The 16884-nt window shown below is 74.6% G+C and carries 15 protein-coding genes; 3 read left to right on the forward strand and 12 right to left on the reverse strand.

Features of this window, described 5'->3' with window-relative positions; all coding sequences use genetic code 11:
* Positions 1 to 234 precede the first annotated feature (234 nt).
* A complete protein-coding gene (gene phoA, locus J2X60_RS16635; RefSeq protein WP_309889065.1) occupies positions 235 to 1926 on the forward strand; it encodes an alkaline phosphatase in 1692 nt (563 codons plus the stop codon).
* 41 nt (positions 1927 to 1967) lie between these two features.
* Here phoA and J2X60_RS16640 read toward each other — a convergent pair whose 3' ends face one another.
* From J2X60_RS16640 to J2X60_RS16660, 5 genes are all read right to left on the reverse strand, one after another.
* Positions 1968 to 2630: a response regulator transcription factor gene (locus J2X60_RS16640; protein ID WP_071294651.1), complete on the reverse strand. Its 663-nt coding sequence runs from the start codon at positions 2628 to 2630 to the stop codon at positions 1968 to 1970.
* Positions 2627 to 3934 carry a histidine kinase gene (locus J2X60_RS16645; protein ID WP_309889067.1) on the reverse strand — a complete coding sequence of 436 codons (1308 nt, stop codon included), beginning with the start codon at positions 3932 to 3934 and terminating at the stop codon, positions 2627 to 2629. Before J2X60_RS16645 ends, J2X60_RS16640 begins: the two co-directional genes overlap by 4 nt.
* Positions 3931 to 4638 (reverse strand): VTT domain-containing protein, encoded by a 708-nt coding sequence (locus J2X60_RS16650; RefSeq protein ID WP_309889069.1) that lies wholly within the window; start codon positions 4636 to 4638, stop codon positions 3931 to 3933. The genes J2X60_RS16645 and J2X60_RS16650 overlap by 4 nt, the downstream gene beginning before the upstream one ends.
* Before the next feature lie 120 nt (positions 4639 to 4758).
* Entirely contained in the window at positions 4759 to 6267 is a 1509-nt protein-coding gene (rfaE2, locus tag J2X60_RS16655) for a D-glycero-beta-D-manno-heptose 1-phosphate adenylyltransferase (RefSeq protein WP_309889071.1), read from the reverse strand.
* Positions 6264 to 7682: an aldehyde dehydrogenase family protein gene (locus J2X60_RS16660; RefSeq protein WP_309889073.1), complete on the reverse strand. Its 1419-nt coding sequence runs from the start codon at positions 7680 to 7682 to the stop codon at positions 6264 to 6266. Before J2X60_RS16660 ends, rfaE2 begins: the two co-directional genes overlap by 4 nt.
* A 133-nt stretch (positions 7683 to 7815) precedes the next feature.
* On the opposite strand from J2X60_RS16660, the gene J2X60_RS16665 reads away from it, so the two are divergent.
* Positions 7816 to 8910, forward strand: a complete 1095-nt coding sequence (locus tag J2X60_RS16665) for a glycosyltransferase family 9 protein (protein WP_309889075.1) — start codon at positions 7816 to 7818, stop codon at positions 8908 to 8910.
* Positions 8911 to 8993: 83 nt separating this feature from the next.
* Here J2X60_RS16665 and J2X60_RS16670 read toward each other — a convergent pair whose 3' ends face one another.
* Genes J2X60_RS16670 through J2X60_RS16700 form a run of 7 tightly spaced genes read right to left on the reverse strand, consistent with a single transcriptional unit; the run spans position 8994 to position 15795 of the window.
* Positions 8994 to 9698: an SDR family oxidoreductase gene (locus J2X60_RS16670; protein WP_309889076.1), complete on the reverse strand. Its 705-nt coding sequence runs from the start codon at positions 9696 to 9698 to the stop codon at positions 8994 to 8996.
* Between the two features lie 31 nt (positions 9699 to 9729).
* Positions 9730 to 11157, reverse strand: a complete 1428-nt coding sequence (locus J2X60_RS16675) for a PfkB family carbohydrate kinase (protein ID WP_309889080.1) — start codon at positions 11155 to 11157, stop codon at positions 9730 to 9732.
* Complete coding sequence (locus J2X60_RS16680; RefSeq protein WP_309779549.1) at positions 11154 to 11777, reverse strand: SIS domain-containing protein; 624 nt, start codon at positions 11775 to 11777, stop codon at positions 11154 to 11156. Before J2X60_RS16680 ends, J2X60_RS16675 begins: the two co-directional genes overlap by 4 nt.
* Positions 11774 to 13114 carry a glycosyltransferase gene (locus tag J2X60_RS16685; protein WP_309889082.1) on the reverse strand — a complete coding sequence of 447 codons (1341 nt, stop codon included), beginning with the start codon at positions 13112 to 13114 and terminating at the stop codon, positions 11774 to 11776. The genes J2X60_RS16680 and J2X60_RS16685 overlap by 4 nt, the downstream gene beginning before the upstream one ends.
* On the reverse strand, positions 13111 to 14112 hold the full coding sequence (locus J2X60_RS16690; RefSeq protein ID WP_309889085.1) for a glycosyltransferase: 1002 nt from the start codon (positions 14110 to 14112) through the stop codon (positions 13111 to 13113). The genes J2X60_RS16685 and J2X60_RS16690 overlap by 4 nt, the downstream gene beginning before the upstream one ends.
* A gap of 55 nt (positions 14113 to 14167) precedes the next feature.
* The gene (locus J2X60_RS16695; protein ID WP_309779552.1) at positions 14168 to 15247 is read right to left on the reverse strand and encodes a glycosyltransferase family 9 protein; all 1080 of its coding nucleotides are present in this window, start codon (positions 15245 to 15247) and stop codon (positions 14168 to 14170) included.
* Positions 15244 to 15795 carry an HAD-IIIA family hydrolase gene (locus tag J2X60_RS16700; protein ID WP_309889086.1) on the reverse strand — a complete coding sequence of 184 codons (552 nt, stop codon included), beginning with the start codon at positions 15793 to 15795 and terminating at the stop codon, positions 15244 to 15246. The genes J2X60_RS16695 and J2X60_RS16700 overlap by 4 nt, the downstream gene beginning before the upstream one ends.
* A 100-nt stretch (positions 15796 to 15895) precedes the next feature.
* On the opposite strand from J2X60_RS16700, the gene J2X60_RS16705 reads away from it, so the two are divergent.
* Positions 15896 to 16879 (forward strand): glycosyltransferase family 9 protein, encoded by a 984-nt coding sequence (locus J2X60_RS16705; RefSeq protein WP_309779553.1) that lies wholly within the window; start codon positions 15896 to 15898, stop codon positions 16877 to 16879.
* Positions 16880 to 16884: the final 5 nt, after the last annotated feature.

Raw genomic sequence — 16884 nt, forward strand, 5'->3', positions numbered from 1 at the left:
GCCGCCCCGGCGGGCGCCCCGGGGGGGGGGGGGGCCGCCCCCCCCCCCCCCCCCCCCACCCCCCCCCCCCCCCCCCCCCGGCGGGGGGGGGGGGGCCCCGCCCCCCCCCCCCCCTCCCGTCTCGCTGTCACCGCGTCTGTTCATCGACCAGACCGGGCCCGTTCACCCGCCTGTACCCACGCACAGCCATCCTCGGATGGCACCCGTTCGGGGCACAGACGAGGGGAACACCCAATGCAGCACACTCCGCAGCGCCGCCGCCGCGCGGCGCTCGCACTCGGCGCCGCGCTCATCGCCGGCGCCGTCGCCCTGCCGGGCGCGGCCGAGGCCGTCGGGCAGCTCGCGCTGAACCAGCACGGCGGCGCACAGCGCCATCAGGGCGACCAGACCCGTTCGATCCAGCAGGAGATCAAGCGGGCCGGCGCGAAGAACGTCATCCTGCTCATCGGCGACGGGATGGGCGACTCCGAGATCACCATCGCGCGGAACTACCAGTACGGCGCGGCCGGTCGACTCCCGGGCCTCGACGCGCTGCCGCTCACCGGCTCGTACACGACGTACTCCCTGTACAAGGACGGTGCGGACAAGGGCAAGCCCGACTACGTGACCGACTCGGCGGCCTCCGGCAGCGCCTGGGCGACGGGGACGAAGACGTACGACGGCGCGATCTCGGTCGACATCGACGGGAAGCAGCAGCAGACGCTCCTCGAGCTCGCGAAGGCGAACGGCCTCCGCACCGGCGACGTCTCCACCGCCGAGATCCAGGACGCCACCCCGGCGGTCCAGGTCGCCCACGTCGGCGCCCGGTCCTGCTACGGCCCGGACACGGCATCGTGCGGCACGGACGCGCTGCAGAACGGTGGGCTCGGGTCGATCAGCGAGCAGCTGCTGAACACGCGCCCGGACCTCACCCTCGGCGGCGGTTCGGCGAGCTTCCAGCAGACCGCGAAGGCCGGGCAGTGGCAGGGCTCGACGCTCTTCGCCCAGGCTGAGCAGCGCGGCTACCAGGTGGTCTCCGACGCCGACGGTCTCGCCGCCGTCCGTCGTGCGGACCAGTCGAAGCCGCTCCTCGGGCTCTTCACCCCGGGCAACTTCCCGACCCGGTACGCACCCACCACGGCGACCGTCGGCGGGGCGGACCAGGCACCGGTGCAGTGCACGCCGAACCCGGCACGCCTGCCGACCGGGCTGTCGCTGCAGTCGCTCACGAACAAGTCGATCGACCTGCTGAACCGTGACCGTGGGAAGACCGGCAAGGGCTTCTTCCTGCAGGTCGAGGGCGCGAGCATCGACAAGCAGGACCACGCCGCCGACGCCTGCGGCCAGATCGGCGAGACGATCGACTTCGACGAGGCCGTGCAGTCCGCGCTCGCCTTCGCGAAGAAGGACGGCAACACGCTCGTCATCGCCACGGCCGACCACGCCCACTCGAGCCAGATCGTCGACAGCACGCCGCCGACCTCGCTCTCCACGGCGCTCCGCACCGCCGACGGCACCACGATGAAGGTCTCGTACGGCACCTCGGCCGCGGGCAGCTCGCAGCAGCACACCGGCACGCAGGTCCGCATCGCGGCGTACGGCCCGGGTGCCGCGAACGTCGTCGGGCTGTCGGACCAGACGGACACGTTCTTCACCATCCGCGACGGGCTCCGGCTGCACGACGACCTCGCGGCACTGTCGCGTGGCGCCCGGATCGACCTGTCCGTCGGTGCACCACGTCCGAACCAGCGCGTGACGCTCACCGGGTCGCGGTTCGCCGGTGACCGCCAGGTGCGGGTCGCGGTCGGTTCGACCGACCTCGGCACGGTGGACGTCATCGACGGCACGGCGACGGTGGCGTGGAAGGCGACGTCGGGCAAGTCGACGATCACCTTCACCGGCGTGCAGTCCGGCAAGCAGGCCTCGAAGCAGGTCCGGGTCCGCTAGCCTCCTCGGCTCGGTCGAGACGGCCTGGTGACACCGGTCCCTCAGGGGGCCGGCGTCACCAGGCCGGTCTCGTACGCCAGCACCACCGCGTGCACCCGGTCCCGCAGCTGCAGCTTCGCCAGGATCCGGCCGACGTGCGTCTTCACCGTCTGCTCGGCGATGTAGAGCTCTGCCGCGATCTCCCCGTTCGACCGGCCCCGTGCCAGCAGGAGGAACACGTCGCGCTCCCGTTCGGTCAGCACCTCGAGCACCTCGGTCCGGGGTGCGGCCGGGAGCGGGCCCGCGACGAACGCCTCGACGAGGTGGCGGGTCACCCGCGGCGCCAGCAACGAGTCGCCCGCCGCGACCGTGCGGACCGCCTGGACGAGTTCGTCGGCGCTGGCGTCCTTGAGCAGGAACCCGCTCGCCCCGGCACGGAGGGCGTCGAACACGTAGTCGTCGATGTCGAACGTCGTGAGCATGACGACCCGTACGGGCTGCGTGGCCGGAGCGGCCGTGATCCGTCGGGTCGCCTCGATCCCGTCGAGCTCGGGCATCCGGACGTCCATGAGCACGACGTCGGGTCGCAGCCGCAGCGCCTCGACGACCGCTTCGGCGCCGTCCGACGCCTCGCCCACGACCTCGACGTCGTCCTGGGCCTGGAGGATCGCCCGCAGTCCCATGCGGAACATCTGCTGGTCGTCCACCACCATCACACGCGTCATCGGGTTCCTCGGTCGGCCTGCGGAGGCAGGGTGGTCGTGCTCGGCTGGTCGGACTGGGCCGTGCTCGGCTGGGCGGGCAGGGTCACGGCGACCCGGAACCCGCCGTCCGGGAGCGGCCCGTGCTCGATCGTCCCGCCGAGTGCCGACACGCGCTCCCGCATGCCGGCGAGCCCGAACCCGCCGTCGTCCGGCGGAACGGCGAGGACGGTGCCGACGGGTGGCGCGGCGTTCGCCACCTCGACCGCCAGCAGGGCGCCGCGCCGGGCGACCGTCACGATCGTGTCCGCACCGGGAGCGTGCCGCGCGACGTTGCCGAGGGCCTCCTGCACGACCCGGTACGCGCTCAGCTGTGCGAGCCGATCGTCCCCGTCGTCGGGTGCGTCGTCGTCGAGGTGGAGCTCGACCGGGATCCCGGCGGCCCGCGTGGCCTGCACGAGCGCGGGGAGGTCGGCGAGCCGGGGCTGCGGCGCCCGTTCGGCCGAGCCGTCGCCGCGCAGGGTGCCGAGCAGTTGCCGCATCTCGCGGAGCGCCGTCCGCGAGGTCTCGGCGATCGCCGCGAACTCGGCACGTGCTGCCGGCGGGAGGTCGGCCACGCGGAACGGCGCCGACTCGGCCTGCATGTGCACGACGGACATGCTGTGCGCCACGACGTCGTGGAGTTCGCGGGCGATCCGGGAGCGCTCCTCGACCGACCGGCGGCGGGCCTGCTCGAGTTCGGCGTCGCGGCGGGCCTCGGCGAGCTCCACCCGGACGGCCCGGCGCTGCCCGATCGCCACGGCCGTCCCGGCGAGGAGCAGGTCGCTGCCGGCGGACACGACGAAGGTCGCGGCCCAGACGTCGGCCGGGTCCCACCGACCGGGGACCACCGCGACCAGGCCGAGCGTGAGCACCGTCGCCGCGGTCCAGACGGCGGCGGTGAGTCGCCAGTCCGTCCGGACGCCGAGCACGACGAGGAGCGCGCCGACGCCGATGATGGCGGTGACCGGGAGCGGCCACGGACCGGCCGGCGACCCGGCGGTGAGGAGCCCGAGGGCCGCCACCCCCGCCAGGTGCACCACCGAGGACGTCCGCGGCAGCACCGGAGCGAGCCCGAGCGAGACGGAGAGCACCGCGGTCACGAGCAGCGCGAGCGGGACGGGCACGTCGTACACGGCGACCGTCACGGGTGCGGCCACCGCGAAGAGCGTCGCGGCGACCACGACGAGCACGATCCGGGCGGCGACGACGGGCCAGGTCGCCCACTCCCGGCGCGTCGACCACGGCCGGCGTCGGCGCGGCGTCGCGGGTGGGACGTGGGCGGTCACGGTCGTGCGGTCCCTCCGGAGTGGGCGAGGTGCGGGGCGGTGCGGGCGGCGTCGAGGACCGCTGCCCGGGCGTCCGCGCGGTCGTCCGCCCGGGCGGTTGCTCGGGCCTCCCGCTTCCGGGTGACTCTACCGATGACCCGGTCGACGGCGATCCCCAGTCCGGCGGCGACCACCATCGAGACCAGTGCTGCGACGAGCGGCTCGTGCAACACGCTCGACGCCGCGAGGGCGATCCCGATCGAGGTGGCCGACCACGCCAGACCGGCGACCGAGCTGATCGCGAGGAACCGGCGGTAGGGGAGCCGGGTCGCACCGGCGGTCATGTTCACCGCGACGCGTCCGACGGGGATGTACCGACCGACGAGGATGAGGCTCGCGGACCGCCGTCGCATCTGGCGCTCGGCGAACGCGAACGCCGCGGCGATCCTCGGACGCCGGGACCGCGCGAGGCGGCCGAGTCCGATCCGACGGCCGATCCAGTAGGCGACGGAGTCCCCGGCGACCGCGCCGAGTGCGGCGGCCGCGAGGACCCCGGCGAGGACCGGCTGGCCGGAGGTCGCGGCGATGGCGGCGACCGCGACGAGGGCGGCCTCGCTCGGCACGGGTGGGAAGAAGCCGTCCACCAGGCAGAGCGCGAAGAGGACGACGAAGACGAGCGGGCTGGCCGCCAGCTCGACGACGAGCGGGGTGATCTGGTCGAACACGGTGGCTCCCTCCGCCGACGGACCTCGTCGACGGGTTCGACGCTACGGAGCGTGCGACCGGCTGCCATCCCGCGCGGGTCTCGACCACCCCCTACCGCGGTATGACTTCCCCCTGACGGGTCACGGTGTCGCCTCGGGGTCCGTCCGCGCGGCCTCGGTCGCTGCGGCCGCCTCGCGGATCCGTCGGACGACGGCGGTCGTGGAGTGCTCGGGCACGTAGTCGACCATGACGACCTCGCCGCCGTAGCCCTGCACCACCGCGGTCTCGCGCAGCATCTCGGGGGAGTAGTCGCCACCCTTCACGTAGACCTCGGGGTGCAGCCGTTCGATGAGCGGGATCGGGGTGTCGGTGGCGAAGACCGTCACCAGGTCGACGCACGCGAGGGCGGCGAGGACACCCGCCCGGTCCTCGGCCGGGTTGATCGGCCGCTCCGGACCCTTCAGACGCCGGACGGAGTCGTCGTCGTTCAGGGCGACGACGAGCAGGTCGCCCAGGTCCCGAGCCTGCCGGAGGTACGTCGTGTGCCCGCGGTGGACCACGTCGAAGCAGCCGTTCGTGAACACGATGCGTCGTCCGGCCTCCCGCGCGGCGTCCACCGCGGCGGCGAGCTCGTCGTGGTCGACGACGGTCGCGGCCGGCGCGGTCACCGACTCCAGCAGCGCCGCGGCCGAGCACACCGACGTCCCGGCCTCGCGGACGACCACGTCGGCTGCCGCCTGGGCGACCGACACGGCGTCGCGGAGCGGGGCGTGCACGGCGAGCGCCACCGTGGCAGCGGCGCAGAAGGTGTCGCCGGCACCGGAGGCCTGCTGCTCCGAGGCGGGGACCGCCCGCGTGCGGAATCCACCGTCGGAACCCGGCTCGACCAGGACCGTGCCGTCGCGGTCCAGCGTCACGACCGCCGCACGTGCGCCGGTCCGTCGGAGCACCTCGTGCCGGGCGTCCACGACCGCGGACGCCCGGTCCGGGCCGGTCCCGAGCGGCGCACCGAGCAGGGCGGCCGCCTCGCCGGCGTTGGGCGTCACGAGGTCGGGCCGGAGCGCCGCCCAGCGGGTGAGGTCGTGCGCGTCCACGACGACCGCGGTGGGACGGTCGGCGTCCAGCACGGGGACGACGTCGGCCGGGTCCACCCCGAGGCCGTAGTCGCAGACGACCGCGGCGTCGGCGCACCGCAGCGCACGGGCGACGGCCTCGGCCAGCCGGACGCCGTGCTCGGCGGTGGGCGCCGCGGCGATCTCGTCGACCCGGACGACGACCCGGTCGCCGCCGACGACCCGCGACTTCGTCGTGGTGCGGGTGCCGGGGACGACGACCATGCAGGACGTGTCCACCCCGGCGGCGTCGAGGCGTTCGCGGAGCACGGCACCGGCCTCGTCGTCGCCGAGCAGCCCGACCATCCGGACGCGGGCGCCGAGTGCGCGGGCGTTGACCGCGGTGTTCGCCGCGCCACCAGGGACCGCCACGGTCTCCGTCACGCGGACCACCGGGGCCGGGGCCTCGCGCGAGACCCGTTCGGCCTCGCCGACGGTCCAGCGGTCGAGGATGCAGTCGCCGATGACGACGACGAGCGGCTCGCGGTCGTCGACCGTGGCGACGAGGTCCCGGACGAGCCGGACGTCGACGCTCACCGGGCACCGCCGGCCGGCCGGGCCGCCTCGAGGTGCACGACCGTCGTGGTGGTGAGCTCGTCGAGCAGGTGCGGGCCGTACCCGAACCCGGCGCCGGAGGCGCCCCGGGGCTGCGCGCTGCCGCCCGGGGCACCGCCGAAGACCGCGTTGACCTTCACCGTGCCGACGGGGAGTTCCGCGGCCGCACGCAGGGCGTGTCCGGTGTCGTTCGTGAGCACCGTCGCCGCGAGGCCGTAGCGGTCGGCCGCCGCGAGCCGCAGGCCCTCGTCGAAGTCCTCGACGACGCGCACGGGGGCGATCGGCCCGAAGGTCTCCTCGGTCATGACGAGCATGTCGTCGGTGACACCGGTGAGCACGGTCGCGGGGTAGAAGGCGCCCGGGCCGTCCGGTGTGGCACCGCCGGTGCGCGCCGACGCCCCACGCTGCAGCGCGTCGTCGACGTGCGACTGCACGGTGCGCCGGAGCCGGTCGTCGACGAGCGGCCCGTACTCCGCGGCCGGGGCCGACGTGCGCCGCTCGGCCTCGGCGACGAGCGCGGTCACGAACGGCTCGGCGACCGCGCGGTGCACGTACACCCGCTCGACGCTCGTGCAGATCTGGCCGGTGTTCGCGAAGGCGCCGAGGGCGACCTGGGCCGCGGCCCACACCGGGTCGACGTCGGCGTCCACGACGACCGCGTCGTTCCCGCCGTTCTCCCGGACGACGTGGGCACGGGTCCGCACCGCAGCCTCGGAGAGCCGGTCACCGGTCGCGGTCGAGCCCACGTGCGCGTACACGTCGATGCCGTCCTGTGCGAGGAGCAGCTCACCCGTCGCGCCGTCGCCGTCCACCCCGACGAGGACGCCGTCCGGCAGGACCTCGGCGAGCAGGGCGTTCAGGCGGGCGATCGTCGCGGGGGAGCGCTCGCTGCCCTTGTGCACGACCGTGTTGCCGGTGACGATCGCGGCGCCGAGGATCCCGCACGCCACGGCGACCGGGTCGTTCCACGGGGTCAGCGCGAGCACCACGCCGCGGGGGTGCGGCACCGACCAGTCGGCAGCGCCGAACGCGCCGCGCAGGGCCTCGCCGCGGTGCACGGGTCCGAGCTCGGCGTACTGCACGAGCGTCCCGACCCCGGCCTCGACCCCGCCGAGCGCGTCGCCGGGGACCTTGCCGGTCTCCCGGGTGTTCAGGTCAGCCAGCTCCTGGGCGTGCGCGCGGACGTGCGCGGCCGCCGCGTGCAGCAGCGCACCGCGCTCGGCAGGCGCGGTGCGTGCCCATGCCGGGGCAGCGGCGCGTGCGCGGGCGACCGCGTTCCGGACGTCGTCCGGGGACGATCGCACCACGGTGGACGCGACCGTCCCGTCGGTCGGGTCGGTCACCACCAGCGCGTCGTCTCGATCGGTCTCCGTCGTGAGCGGGGCTTCGAGCGTCATGGGGTCCTTCCGGGGGAGAAGCGGGAGTCGAACGCTGCTCGACCGTGGCTGGACACGTTCCCGGGATCGCGCTTCTCGTCCATCCGGTCTGCCGCTGGACACCTCCGCGGCGTCGGCCCGGTAGACGAGAGTGGTGCAACTGATCGGCAACGGTGGAGAACGGTTCGACGGCGTCCGGGAGATCGCGGTGCTCCGCGGCGGCGGGTTGGGGGACCTGATGTTCGCCGTCCCGGCGATCGAGGCCCTCGCCGCGGCGTACCCGGAGGCTCGGGTCACCCTGCTCGGCGTACCACTCGCCCGCAGTGTCCTCGACGGGCGCACCGACGCGGTGCACGCCTTCGAGGAACTCCCCCTCGTCCCGGGCGTGCGGGAGTCCGGCGAAGGGGCGCCGAGCCTCGCGGACTTCGACGCGAGGACACACGGCCGGTTCGACCTCGCTGTCCAACTGCACGGCGGCGGCCGGAACTCGAACCCGTTCCTCCTGCGGCTCGGTGCCTTGCACACCGTCGGGACCGCAACCGAGGACGCCGAGGTCCTGGAGCGGTGGGTCCGCTACGTCTACTACCAGCACGAGGTCCTGCGCGGGCTCGAGGTCGTCTCGCTCGCCGGTGCCGCACCGGTCACGCTCGACCCACGGGTCCGCGTCAGCGACGAGGAACGCCTCGCGGTGCGCGAGCGACTCGGGGTGACCGACCGGCTCGTCGCGATCCACCCGGGCGCCACCGACCCGCGCCGACGATGGAGCCCGGAGCGCTTCGCCGCCGTCGCCCTGGCACGGCTCCGCGCCGGCGACGACGTCGTCCTGGTCGGCGACGCGACGGACGTCCCCGCAGCCGGCGCGATCCGCGCGGCGCTGCCCGACGAGCTCGCCGACCGGCTGCACGACCGCACGGGGGAGCTCCCGCTCAGCGACCTGCCGGCCGTGCTCGCGGCCGCGGACGTGCTGGTCGGGAACGACTCCGGTCCGCGGCACCTCGCCCTGGCGGTCGGGACGCCGACCGTGGGGGTGTTCTGGTTCGGCAACGTCGTCAACGCGGGGCCCGTCGACCGTGGACGGCACCGCGTGCACCTGTCGTACGTGACGCGGTGTCCGGTCTGCGGCATCGACGTGACGCAGGTGGGTTGGACGGCCGAACGCTGCGAGCACGACCCGTCGTACGTGGACGAGGTCGAGCCGGCAGCGGTGCTCGCGGACGTCGCGGACCTGCTCGCGACGGCGCGTCGCTGACGCGACCTCCAGCGGGGTGACGGCGGGGACGGGAGGGACGGTGCCGACCGGCACCGCGCCTCCCGTCCGTCACACAGCGTGGTCTACGGCCAGCTCGGCTCCGTCGCCGGCATGATCGACATCTCGCGGATCTCGCAGCCGGCCGGCTGCGACAGCGCGAACAGGATCGCGTTCGCCACGTACTCGGGCTCGATGAGCTGCGCGTCCGGACCGGGCTTGTACTGCTCGGTGCGATCCGCGAAGAAGTTCGTGCGCATACCGGCGGGGATGATGTTCGTCACGCCGACGCTGCCGCCCGTCTCGGCGGCGAGCGCCTGCGAGAACCCGCGGACGCCGAACTTCGACGCCGAGTAGGCGGTGCCGTCGCCCACGCCGCGGAGGGCGAGCGAGGACGAGATCGTCACGACACGGCCGTGCGTCGCCTCGAGCGCCGGCAGTGCGGCACGGACCACTGCGGCGGTCCCGAGCAGGTTGACGGCGACGATGCGCTCCCAGTCCCCGGACGAGATCCCGCCGATGGGCGCCGGCTTGTCGATCCCGGCCGCGGTGACGACGGCGTCGAGACCGCCGTGCCGTTCCGCAGCGTCGCGGACGGCGCGCTCCGTTGCCTCGGTGTCCGTCACGTCGACCGCGACCGCGTCGGTGCCCTCGGGCACGGCGTCGACCCGCAGGTCGAGGACGATCGGGGTGCCGCCGGCCTCGGCGACCGCCTGGACGACGGCGGCTCCGAGTCCGGAGGCACCGCCGGTGACGAGGACACGGCCGATGGGGGTGGTGGGGACGGGCATGGACTTCCTTCCGTAGGGGGTCTGGGGGTGCTCAGCCGACGTGCTCGAGCGCGGCGGCGAGGCGGGTCGTCGAGCGGCCGGGGTGGAACGGGACCGTGACGACGCGGCCGCCCCACTCGCCGAGGGTGGCCGTCTCGGGCAGCTCGCTCGCGGTGTAGTCGCCGCCCTTCGCCCACACGTCGGGTCGGAAGCGGCGCAGGGCCTCGTCGGGCGTCTGCTCGTCGAACACGACGACGGCGTCGACGCAGTCCAGCGCGAGCAGGAGTTCGACGCGGTCGTCCTGGGTCATGATCGGTCGGTCGGGACCCTTGAGCGCCCGGACCGAGTCGTCCGAGTTCAAGCAGACGACCAGGCAGTCGCCGAGCGCGCGGGCGGCGGAGAGGGTGCGGGCGTGCCCGGCGTGCAGCAGGTCGAAGCAGCCACCGGTCGCGACCACCGTCCCCCCGGCACTCCGGACGTCGTGCACGACGCGCATCGCGTCGCGGTCGGCTCCGGGAACGCGCACGGGTGCGGGGCCCTCGTCCGCGAGGAGTGCGGTCACTCCTCCGGCAGCGAGGTACTCGGACGCGGCGGCGACCCCGGCGGAGACGGCGTCGGTGACGTCGGAACCGGACGCGAGCGCCACGGCGACGCTCGCAGCGAGTCGGTCTCCGGCACCGCAGGGGTCGCCGGCGGTGACGGACGGAGCGGGCACGAAGCGGTTGCCGGAACGACCGTCCGCGACGAGGGCGCCCCGGTCGCCGAGCGTCACCGCCACGGCGTCGACACCCCAGCGCGTGACCAACGCTTCTGCGGCTTCGGTCGCGAAGGGCACGCCGTGACCGCCGATGTCGGTGAAGCCCCGCGCCTCGGCCTGGTTCGGCGTCGCCACCGCGATCCCGGCGACGGGCTCGGCACCCTTGGGGTGCGGGTCCCACACCACGGGGACGCGGTCTGCGGTCCGGGCGATCGCGCCGCGCAGGACCGGCGCGGCGGCGACACCGCGGCCGTAGTCGGCGACGACCACGGCGTCGACGGTTTCCAGCGCGGCCACCATGTCCGGTGTGACCTCCGGCACGGGTGGGGTGGCGCACCCCTCGTCGATGCGGACGAGGGCGTGGTCGACGACGCGCACGCGGGTCTTCACCGGGGTGGGCGCGCCGGACGGCCCGGCCACCACGGTGACGTCGGGCAGCAGGGACCGGATCTCGTCGGCTCGGCCGTCGTCGCTCAACACGGTGACCAGGGTGACGTCGTGTCCGTCCCGGGCGAGCATCGTCGCGACGAGGCCAGCACCCCCGGCTCGTCGGTCGTCCGTACGGACGTCGACCACCGGCACCGGGGCGTCCGGGCTGAGGCGCTCGCTGGTACCGGAGACGTCGACGTCGAGCAGGGTGTCCCCGACGACGGCGATCCGGAGTCGGGTGGTGCTCTCGGAGGCGCCGGTGCCCGGCCGCAGCCGGCGGGCGTCCGCGCTCATCGCCGTCCGCCCCGGCGGAGGGCGGGCTCCATGGCGCGGCAGAGCGCGTGCACGAGCACGAGCTGTGCCTCCTGCACGTTCGCGGACGGCCCGTCGATGCAGATCGCGTCGTCGACCGCCTCGGCGAGGGGGTTCGGACGCGGGCCGGTCATCGCGATGGCCTTCGCGCCGACCGCCCGTGCCGCGGCTGCCGCACGGAGCAGGTTCGGGCTCTTCCCGCTGGTCGAGAGCAGCACGACCACGTCCCCGGCGCGGGCGTGCGCCGACACCTGCCGGGCGAACACCTCGTCGTAGCCGTAGTCGTTGCCGATGGCAGTCACGGCCGACGACTCGGCGTGGAGCGAGATCGCGGAGTAGGCGGGCCGGTCCCCGTCGAACCGCCCGGTCAGCTCCGACGTCAGGTGCTGCGCCTCGGCGGCCGAGCCACCGTTCCCCGCGGCGAGGAGCCGTCGTCCGGCGACGAGCCGCGCAGCGATGTCGTCCGCCCAGTCGGCGATGCGGTCCTTGTGGTCGACGAGCGACGCGATGACGGGGACGGAGGCGGCGACGTGGTCGAGGACCACCCGTGCGCTGTCCGTCGCGGTGTGCTCGTCGAGCCCGGTCTGCTGGTCGATGGTCATCGTGCGGTCCTCTCCGTCGGCTGCGCGGCGCGGGCGACCCGGCCGGCGTCGGTGCTGCGCGTGCGTGCGGTGGTGCGGGGGCGTGCGGGGGCGGTGGCCGCGGTGACGCCGGTCGTGCCGGCGAGGAGTCGCTCGTAGACGCGTTCGCTGTCCGCGGCGACCTTCTGCCACGTGTACCGGGCGTCTGCGCGTTCCCGGCCGGCACGCCCGTAGGCCTCGCGCCGGTCCGGATCGTCGAGCAGCGCACCGACCGCCTGGGCGACCGCGTGCTCGTCGCGCGGTGGCACGTGCAACCCCGTGGCGTCCTCCACCACGGTGTCGATGAGTCCGCCGACGCTCGAGGCCACGACGGGTCGGCCGCACGCCATCGCCTCGAGCGGCACGATGCCGAACGGCTCGTACCACGGGGCGCACACGACGACGTCGGCACTGCGGTAGACGGCGGGCATGTCGTGCTGGCCGAGCTGGCCCCGGAACGTCACGTGGTCCCGGACGCCGAGCTCCCGCGCCAACGCATCGAGCCGCTGGTACTCCGGGTCGTCCGGCAGATCGGCGCCGGCGACACCGGCGCCGCCGACCACGACGAGTTCGACGTCGCGTCCGGCGTGCACGAGTTCCGCGAGCGCGGCGATGGTCGTGCCGACGCCCTTGCGTCGGACGAGGCGGGACGCTGACAGCACCCGGAACGGACGCTGCCGCTCCTCAACGGCTCCGTCCGGTCGGAACACCGTCGTGTCGACGCCGCACGGGACGACCGAGATGCGCTGGAGCGGCACACCGAGGGTCTTGAGCTCGAAGGCCTCGTCGGAGCAGGTCGCGACGACCTGGTCGACGCTCCGGCCGACGGCGGGTTCGATCCACTCGCGCTCGGCCGGACTGGTGTCCGCCGAACCCTGGTGCCGACGCTTCACGACACCGAGCGCGTGGAAGGTCTGCGCGACGGGGATCCGGATGCCCCCGGTGCGGGCCTGCACCTGGGCGACGGCCTCGAGCGCGGCGTGTCCGGACATCCAGAAGTGCCCGTGCACGACGTCCGGCCGGTCGACGAACCACTCGGCGGCGAGGACGGACGCGAACGTGCTCATGTAAGGGAACAGGTCGTCCTTGGGGACGTGCCGTGCCGGACCGGCATCGACGTGCACGACCTCGACCCCGGGCCGGAGCGGGACCCGCACGGGCTGCCCCGCGTCGTCGCGCCGGGTGTAGACGGTGACCTGGTGGCCGCGGTCGGCCAGCGCACCGGACAGCTCCGCGACGTGGACGTTCTGTCCACCCGCATCGACCCCGCCGAGGACCGCGAGCGGACTTGCGTGCTCGGACACCATGGCGATCTTCATCGCAGGCTCCCTTCGAGAGCGGCTCGGGCCGCTCGGTTCGTGCGCCCCCCGCGCGTGACCACGTCGTCGAGCAGGTCGTCCCAGTCGGCCAGGTACCGTCCGAGCGCGTGTCGCGCCAGGGCGGCTTCGCGAGCCACGGCCCCGCGGCGACGTGCTTCGTCGGGGTCCTCGAGCAGGGTCCTGGAGGCGCGGACCAGCTCCTCGACGTCGGTCGCGATCGCGCCCGCCTCGGCCGGGACCGTGCGGGCCGCGTCCGTCGTCGCCAGGACCAGGACGGGCATCGCCAGGTGCATCGCCTCGATGAGGGACAGTCCGAGGGACGTCCACCGGTTGGGGTGCACGTAGGCGCGGCGCTCCGCGAGCGCGGCGTGCATCGGGTCGGACGGGACGTCGCCGAGCGCGACCACACCGTCACCGAACCCGAGTTCCGGCAGCCGTTCGGTGCCGATGCCCCACACGTCGACCGGCGCCACCGAGGCGAAGCGGGGGAGCAGGTCCGTCCCGACGACACGGTTCCGTCGGACGGGCTCGTTGATCACGACGCCGAAGCGGTCGAGCGCACCGGTGTAGAGCGGTCCGGGGTCGACGACGCCGTGCTCGATGACGGTCGTACGGGTCGTCCCGCAGTCCCACATGAGCGCATTCCAGTGCGTGACGTGCGCGATGGTGAGGTCGTCGCGGTCCCGGAACGGGTGCAGGCTGTTCGGCACGTCGGTCCGCGGTGCGTTGTGCTCGACGAAGACCACGGGCACCTCGCGACCGCCGAGCAGGCGTCGTGCGTGTTCGAGTTCCTCGGTCCGCTGCAGGACGACGACGTCGACCTCGGCGGCCGCGACGTCTGCCGGGGCGATCTCGATCGCCGAGTCGGGCCAGTCGCGGCCGCCACGGCCGAGGCCCCACGCGTCGCGCTCGACGTTCGTCGGGATGAGGTAGTCGTGCGGGCCGCGGACGAAGGCGTCCATCCAGCCGCCGTGCACGTGCCACACGAGGATCCGCATGCAGGGCCTTCCGGTCGGGAGGAGAAGAACAGGAGGAGGAGGAGCAGTCCGGAAGCTACGCAGCTCCTTCTGGCGTGCTCCGCAGACTTCTCCGGACCATCCGGGAAGCGCGGTCGAGCAGCCGCCGATGCGCTTCGAGGACGTCCTCGATGCGCACGGAGGACAGACACGGGTGGCCCGGCACCGGGCACTCGCGCGCTCGGCTGAGGCGGCACGGAGCCCCCTGGTCGCCGAGCAGTTCGACGAGCGGTGCGTCCGGCGCCCACTTGACGGCAGGGACCACCGGCGAGAACAGGCTGACGATCGGCACGCCCACCGCTGCGGCGAGGTGCGCCGGCCCCGTGTTGCCCACGACGACGACCTCGGCACCGGCCAGGACCGCCGCGAGCTCGGCCGGCGTGGTGCGTCCGCCGAGGTCGATCGCGGTGTCGCCGGCGACCCGCGCCGTCAGGGCACGTTCGCCCGGCGAGCCCGTGACGACGACGGCGGTGCCCTGCGCCGCGTACGCGGCGACGAGGGCCCGGTGACGGTCCTCCGGCCAAGCGCGGGCCGGGACGCTCGCGCCGGGGTGCACGACCACGTACCGGTCCAGCCCGGCCACCTCGGCAGGCGGGGCGACGTCGAGACGCACGCCGAGCCTCCTGGACGCACCCGACGGCAGTCGGAACCCGGCGGCCTCGGCGATGCGGAGGGCGCGCTCGGGTTCCGGGACGTCCTCGGGGAGGTCCTCGCCGGGTCGGAGCCGCACGTCGAGCAGTGAACCGGGGTGGTCGACGCTCGCGCCGGAGACACGACGGACGCCCGCGAGGCGGAGCAGCAGCGCGACCGGCAGCGGCGACTGGTGGAACGAGGTGAGGACCACGGCCTCGTCCGGCGCCTCCTCGGCGACCAGGGCGCGGAAGTCGGCGAGCAGTGCGTCGTCGATCGGGCGGGCGGTCTCGGTGACCCACGGCGCCGCCCAGACCCGGACCCGGTCCACGCCGGGCAGCAGGTCCGCGGCGGGCGCACCCTGCGGCCCGCACAGCATCGTCACGTGGGACGCGCCGGCGGCCACGGCCCGGACGGCGGGCCCGGCGACGAGGACGTCGCCGAACGAGTCGAGCCGGACGACGAGGACCCGGGGTCCGGTCCTCACGAGCGCACCGCCCGCACGTGGTCGAGGACGAGCGCCACGGCGTCCTCGATCGTCGCCGCGACCGTCGGCGCGGCGTAGACCTCCTCCGGCCGGGTGCGCGGCGTCGGGACCAGGACGGCCTGGGCGCCCGCGGCCAGAGCGGCGCCGACGTCCGCGCCGATGTCGCCGACGACCACGAGATCGGACGGGTCGAGACCGAGTCGTCCGGCCGCGTCGAGGACCATCCCGGGCCGCGGCTTCCGGCACACGCAGTCGTCGTCGGCGTCGTGCGGGCAGACGCACCACACGTCGAAGGGTCCGACGAGTTCGTCCACCCGGGCGTTCGTCGCGTCGACCTGCTCGCGCGTCGCCATCCCCTTCGCGATCACCGACTGGTTCGTGACGACCCCGAGCGCCAGACCGGCTGCGCGGGCACGTGCCACTGCTCGACGCGCGCCGGGGACGGGCACCACCCGGTGCGGGTCGGCGTTGTACGGGACGTCGATGACGAGCGTGTCGTCCCGGTCGAAGAGGAGACCGCGCACGGTGCGGTCCGGAGCGAGGGCCATGCTCCTGACGTACCGACCGCGGGCCGGTGACGTGTTCAGGAACAGCCGCGGAACGCGTTCCCGGACGGGCGGGCGGCGGCATCCGTCTACCGTCGGCGCGGTGACCGCCGTCGACACCCTGCCCCCGTCCGACGGGCGCCCCGAGCTGCTCGTCCTCCGCGCCATCAAGCTCGGCGACCTGCTCGTCGCCGTGCCCGCACTGCACGCGCTGCGCCGCGCCTTCCCGGACCACCGGATCTCGCTCGCGACGACGGCCTGGCTGGCGCCCGTCGTGGAGCTCGTACCCGAGGTCGACGTGCACCTCGCCCAGCATGGTCTGGACCACCCGATCGGCGCACCCGCGGGCGCGGTCGACGTGGCCGTGAACCTGCACGGCGCCGGGCCGGAGTCGTCCGACCTCGTCGCCGCGCTCGGTGCCCGTCGGGTGATCGGCCACGCCGACCCCACGAACGGCTTCGACGGACCGGAGTGGCCCGACGCGGTGCACGAGCGCGACCGCTGGGCCGACCTGCTCCGGTGGCACGGGATCGAGGCCGACCCCGACGACGTCGCGATCGCCCGTCCCGACGCGCCGCCGGTCGCCGAGGGTGCCGCGGTCGTGCACGTCGGCGCGTTCCACGGTGCGCGGCACTGGCCGACGGACCGCTTCGCCGCCGTGGTGCGCGGACTGCGCGAGCGCGGCCTCGACGTGGTGCTGACGGGAGGCGCGGACGACGTCGAGCGCGCCGCCGCCGTCGCGCAGGCGGCCGGGCTGGCGCCGGGGGCGGTCCTGGCCGGCGTGCTCGCGCTACAGGACTTCGCGGGCGTGATCGCGGCCGCACGGCTCGTCGTGACGGTCGACACCGGTGCCGCGCACCTCGCGTCCGCCTACGGCGTCCCGTCGGTGGTCGTCTTCGGTCCGGCGCCGCCGGAGGCGTGGGGGCCGCCCGCCTCCGGTCCGCACGTCGTCCTCACCGATGCCTCGGTGCGGCGCGGCGACGTCTTCGCCGAGGACCCGGACCCCGCGCTGCTCGCCATCGGACCCGACGACGTGCTCGCCGCGGTGGACTCGCTCGGCGTGACCGACCCGTCCGAGGCCCGGTAGCGTCG

It is taken from the genome of Curtobacterium sp. 320, from assembly GCF_031455235.1.
Taxonomy (GTDB): domain Bacteria; phylum Actinomycetota; class Actinomycetes; order Actinomycetales; family Microbacteriaceae; genus Curtobacterium.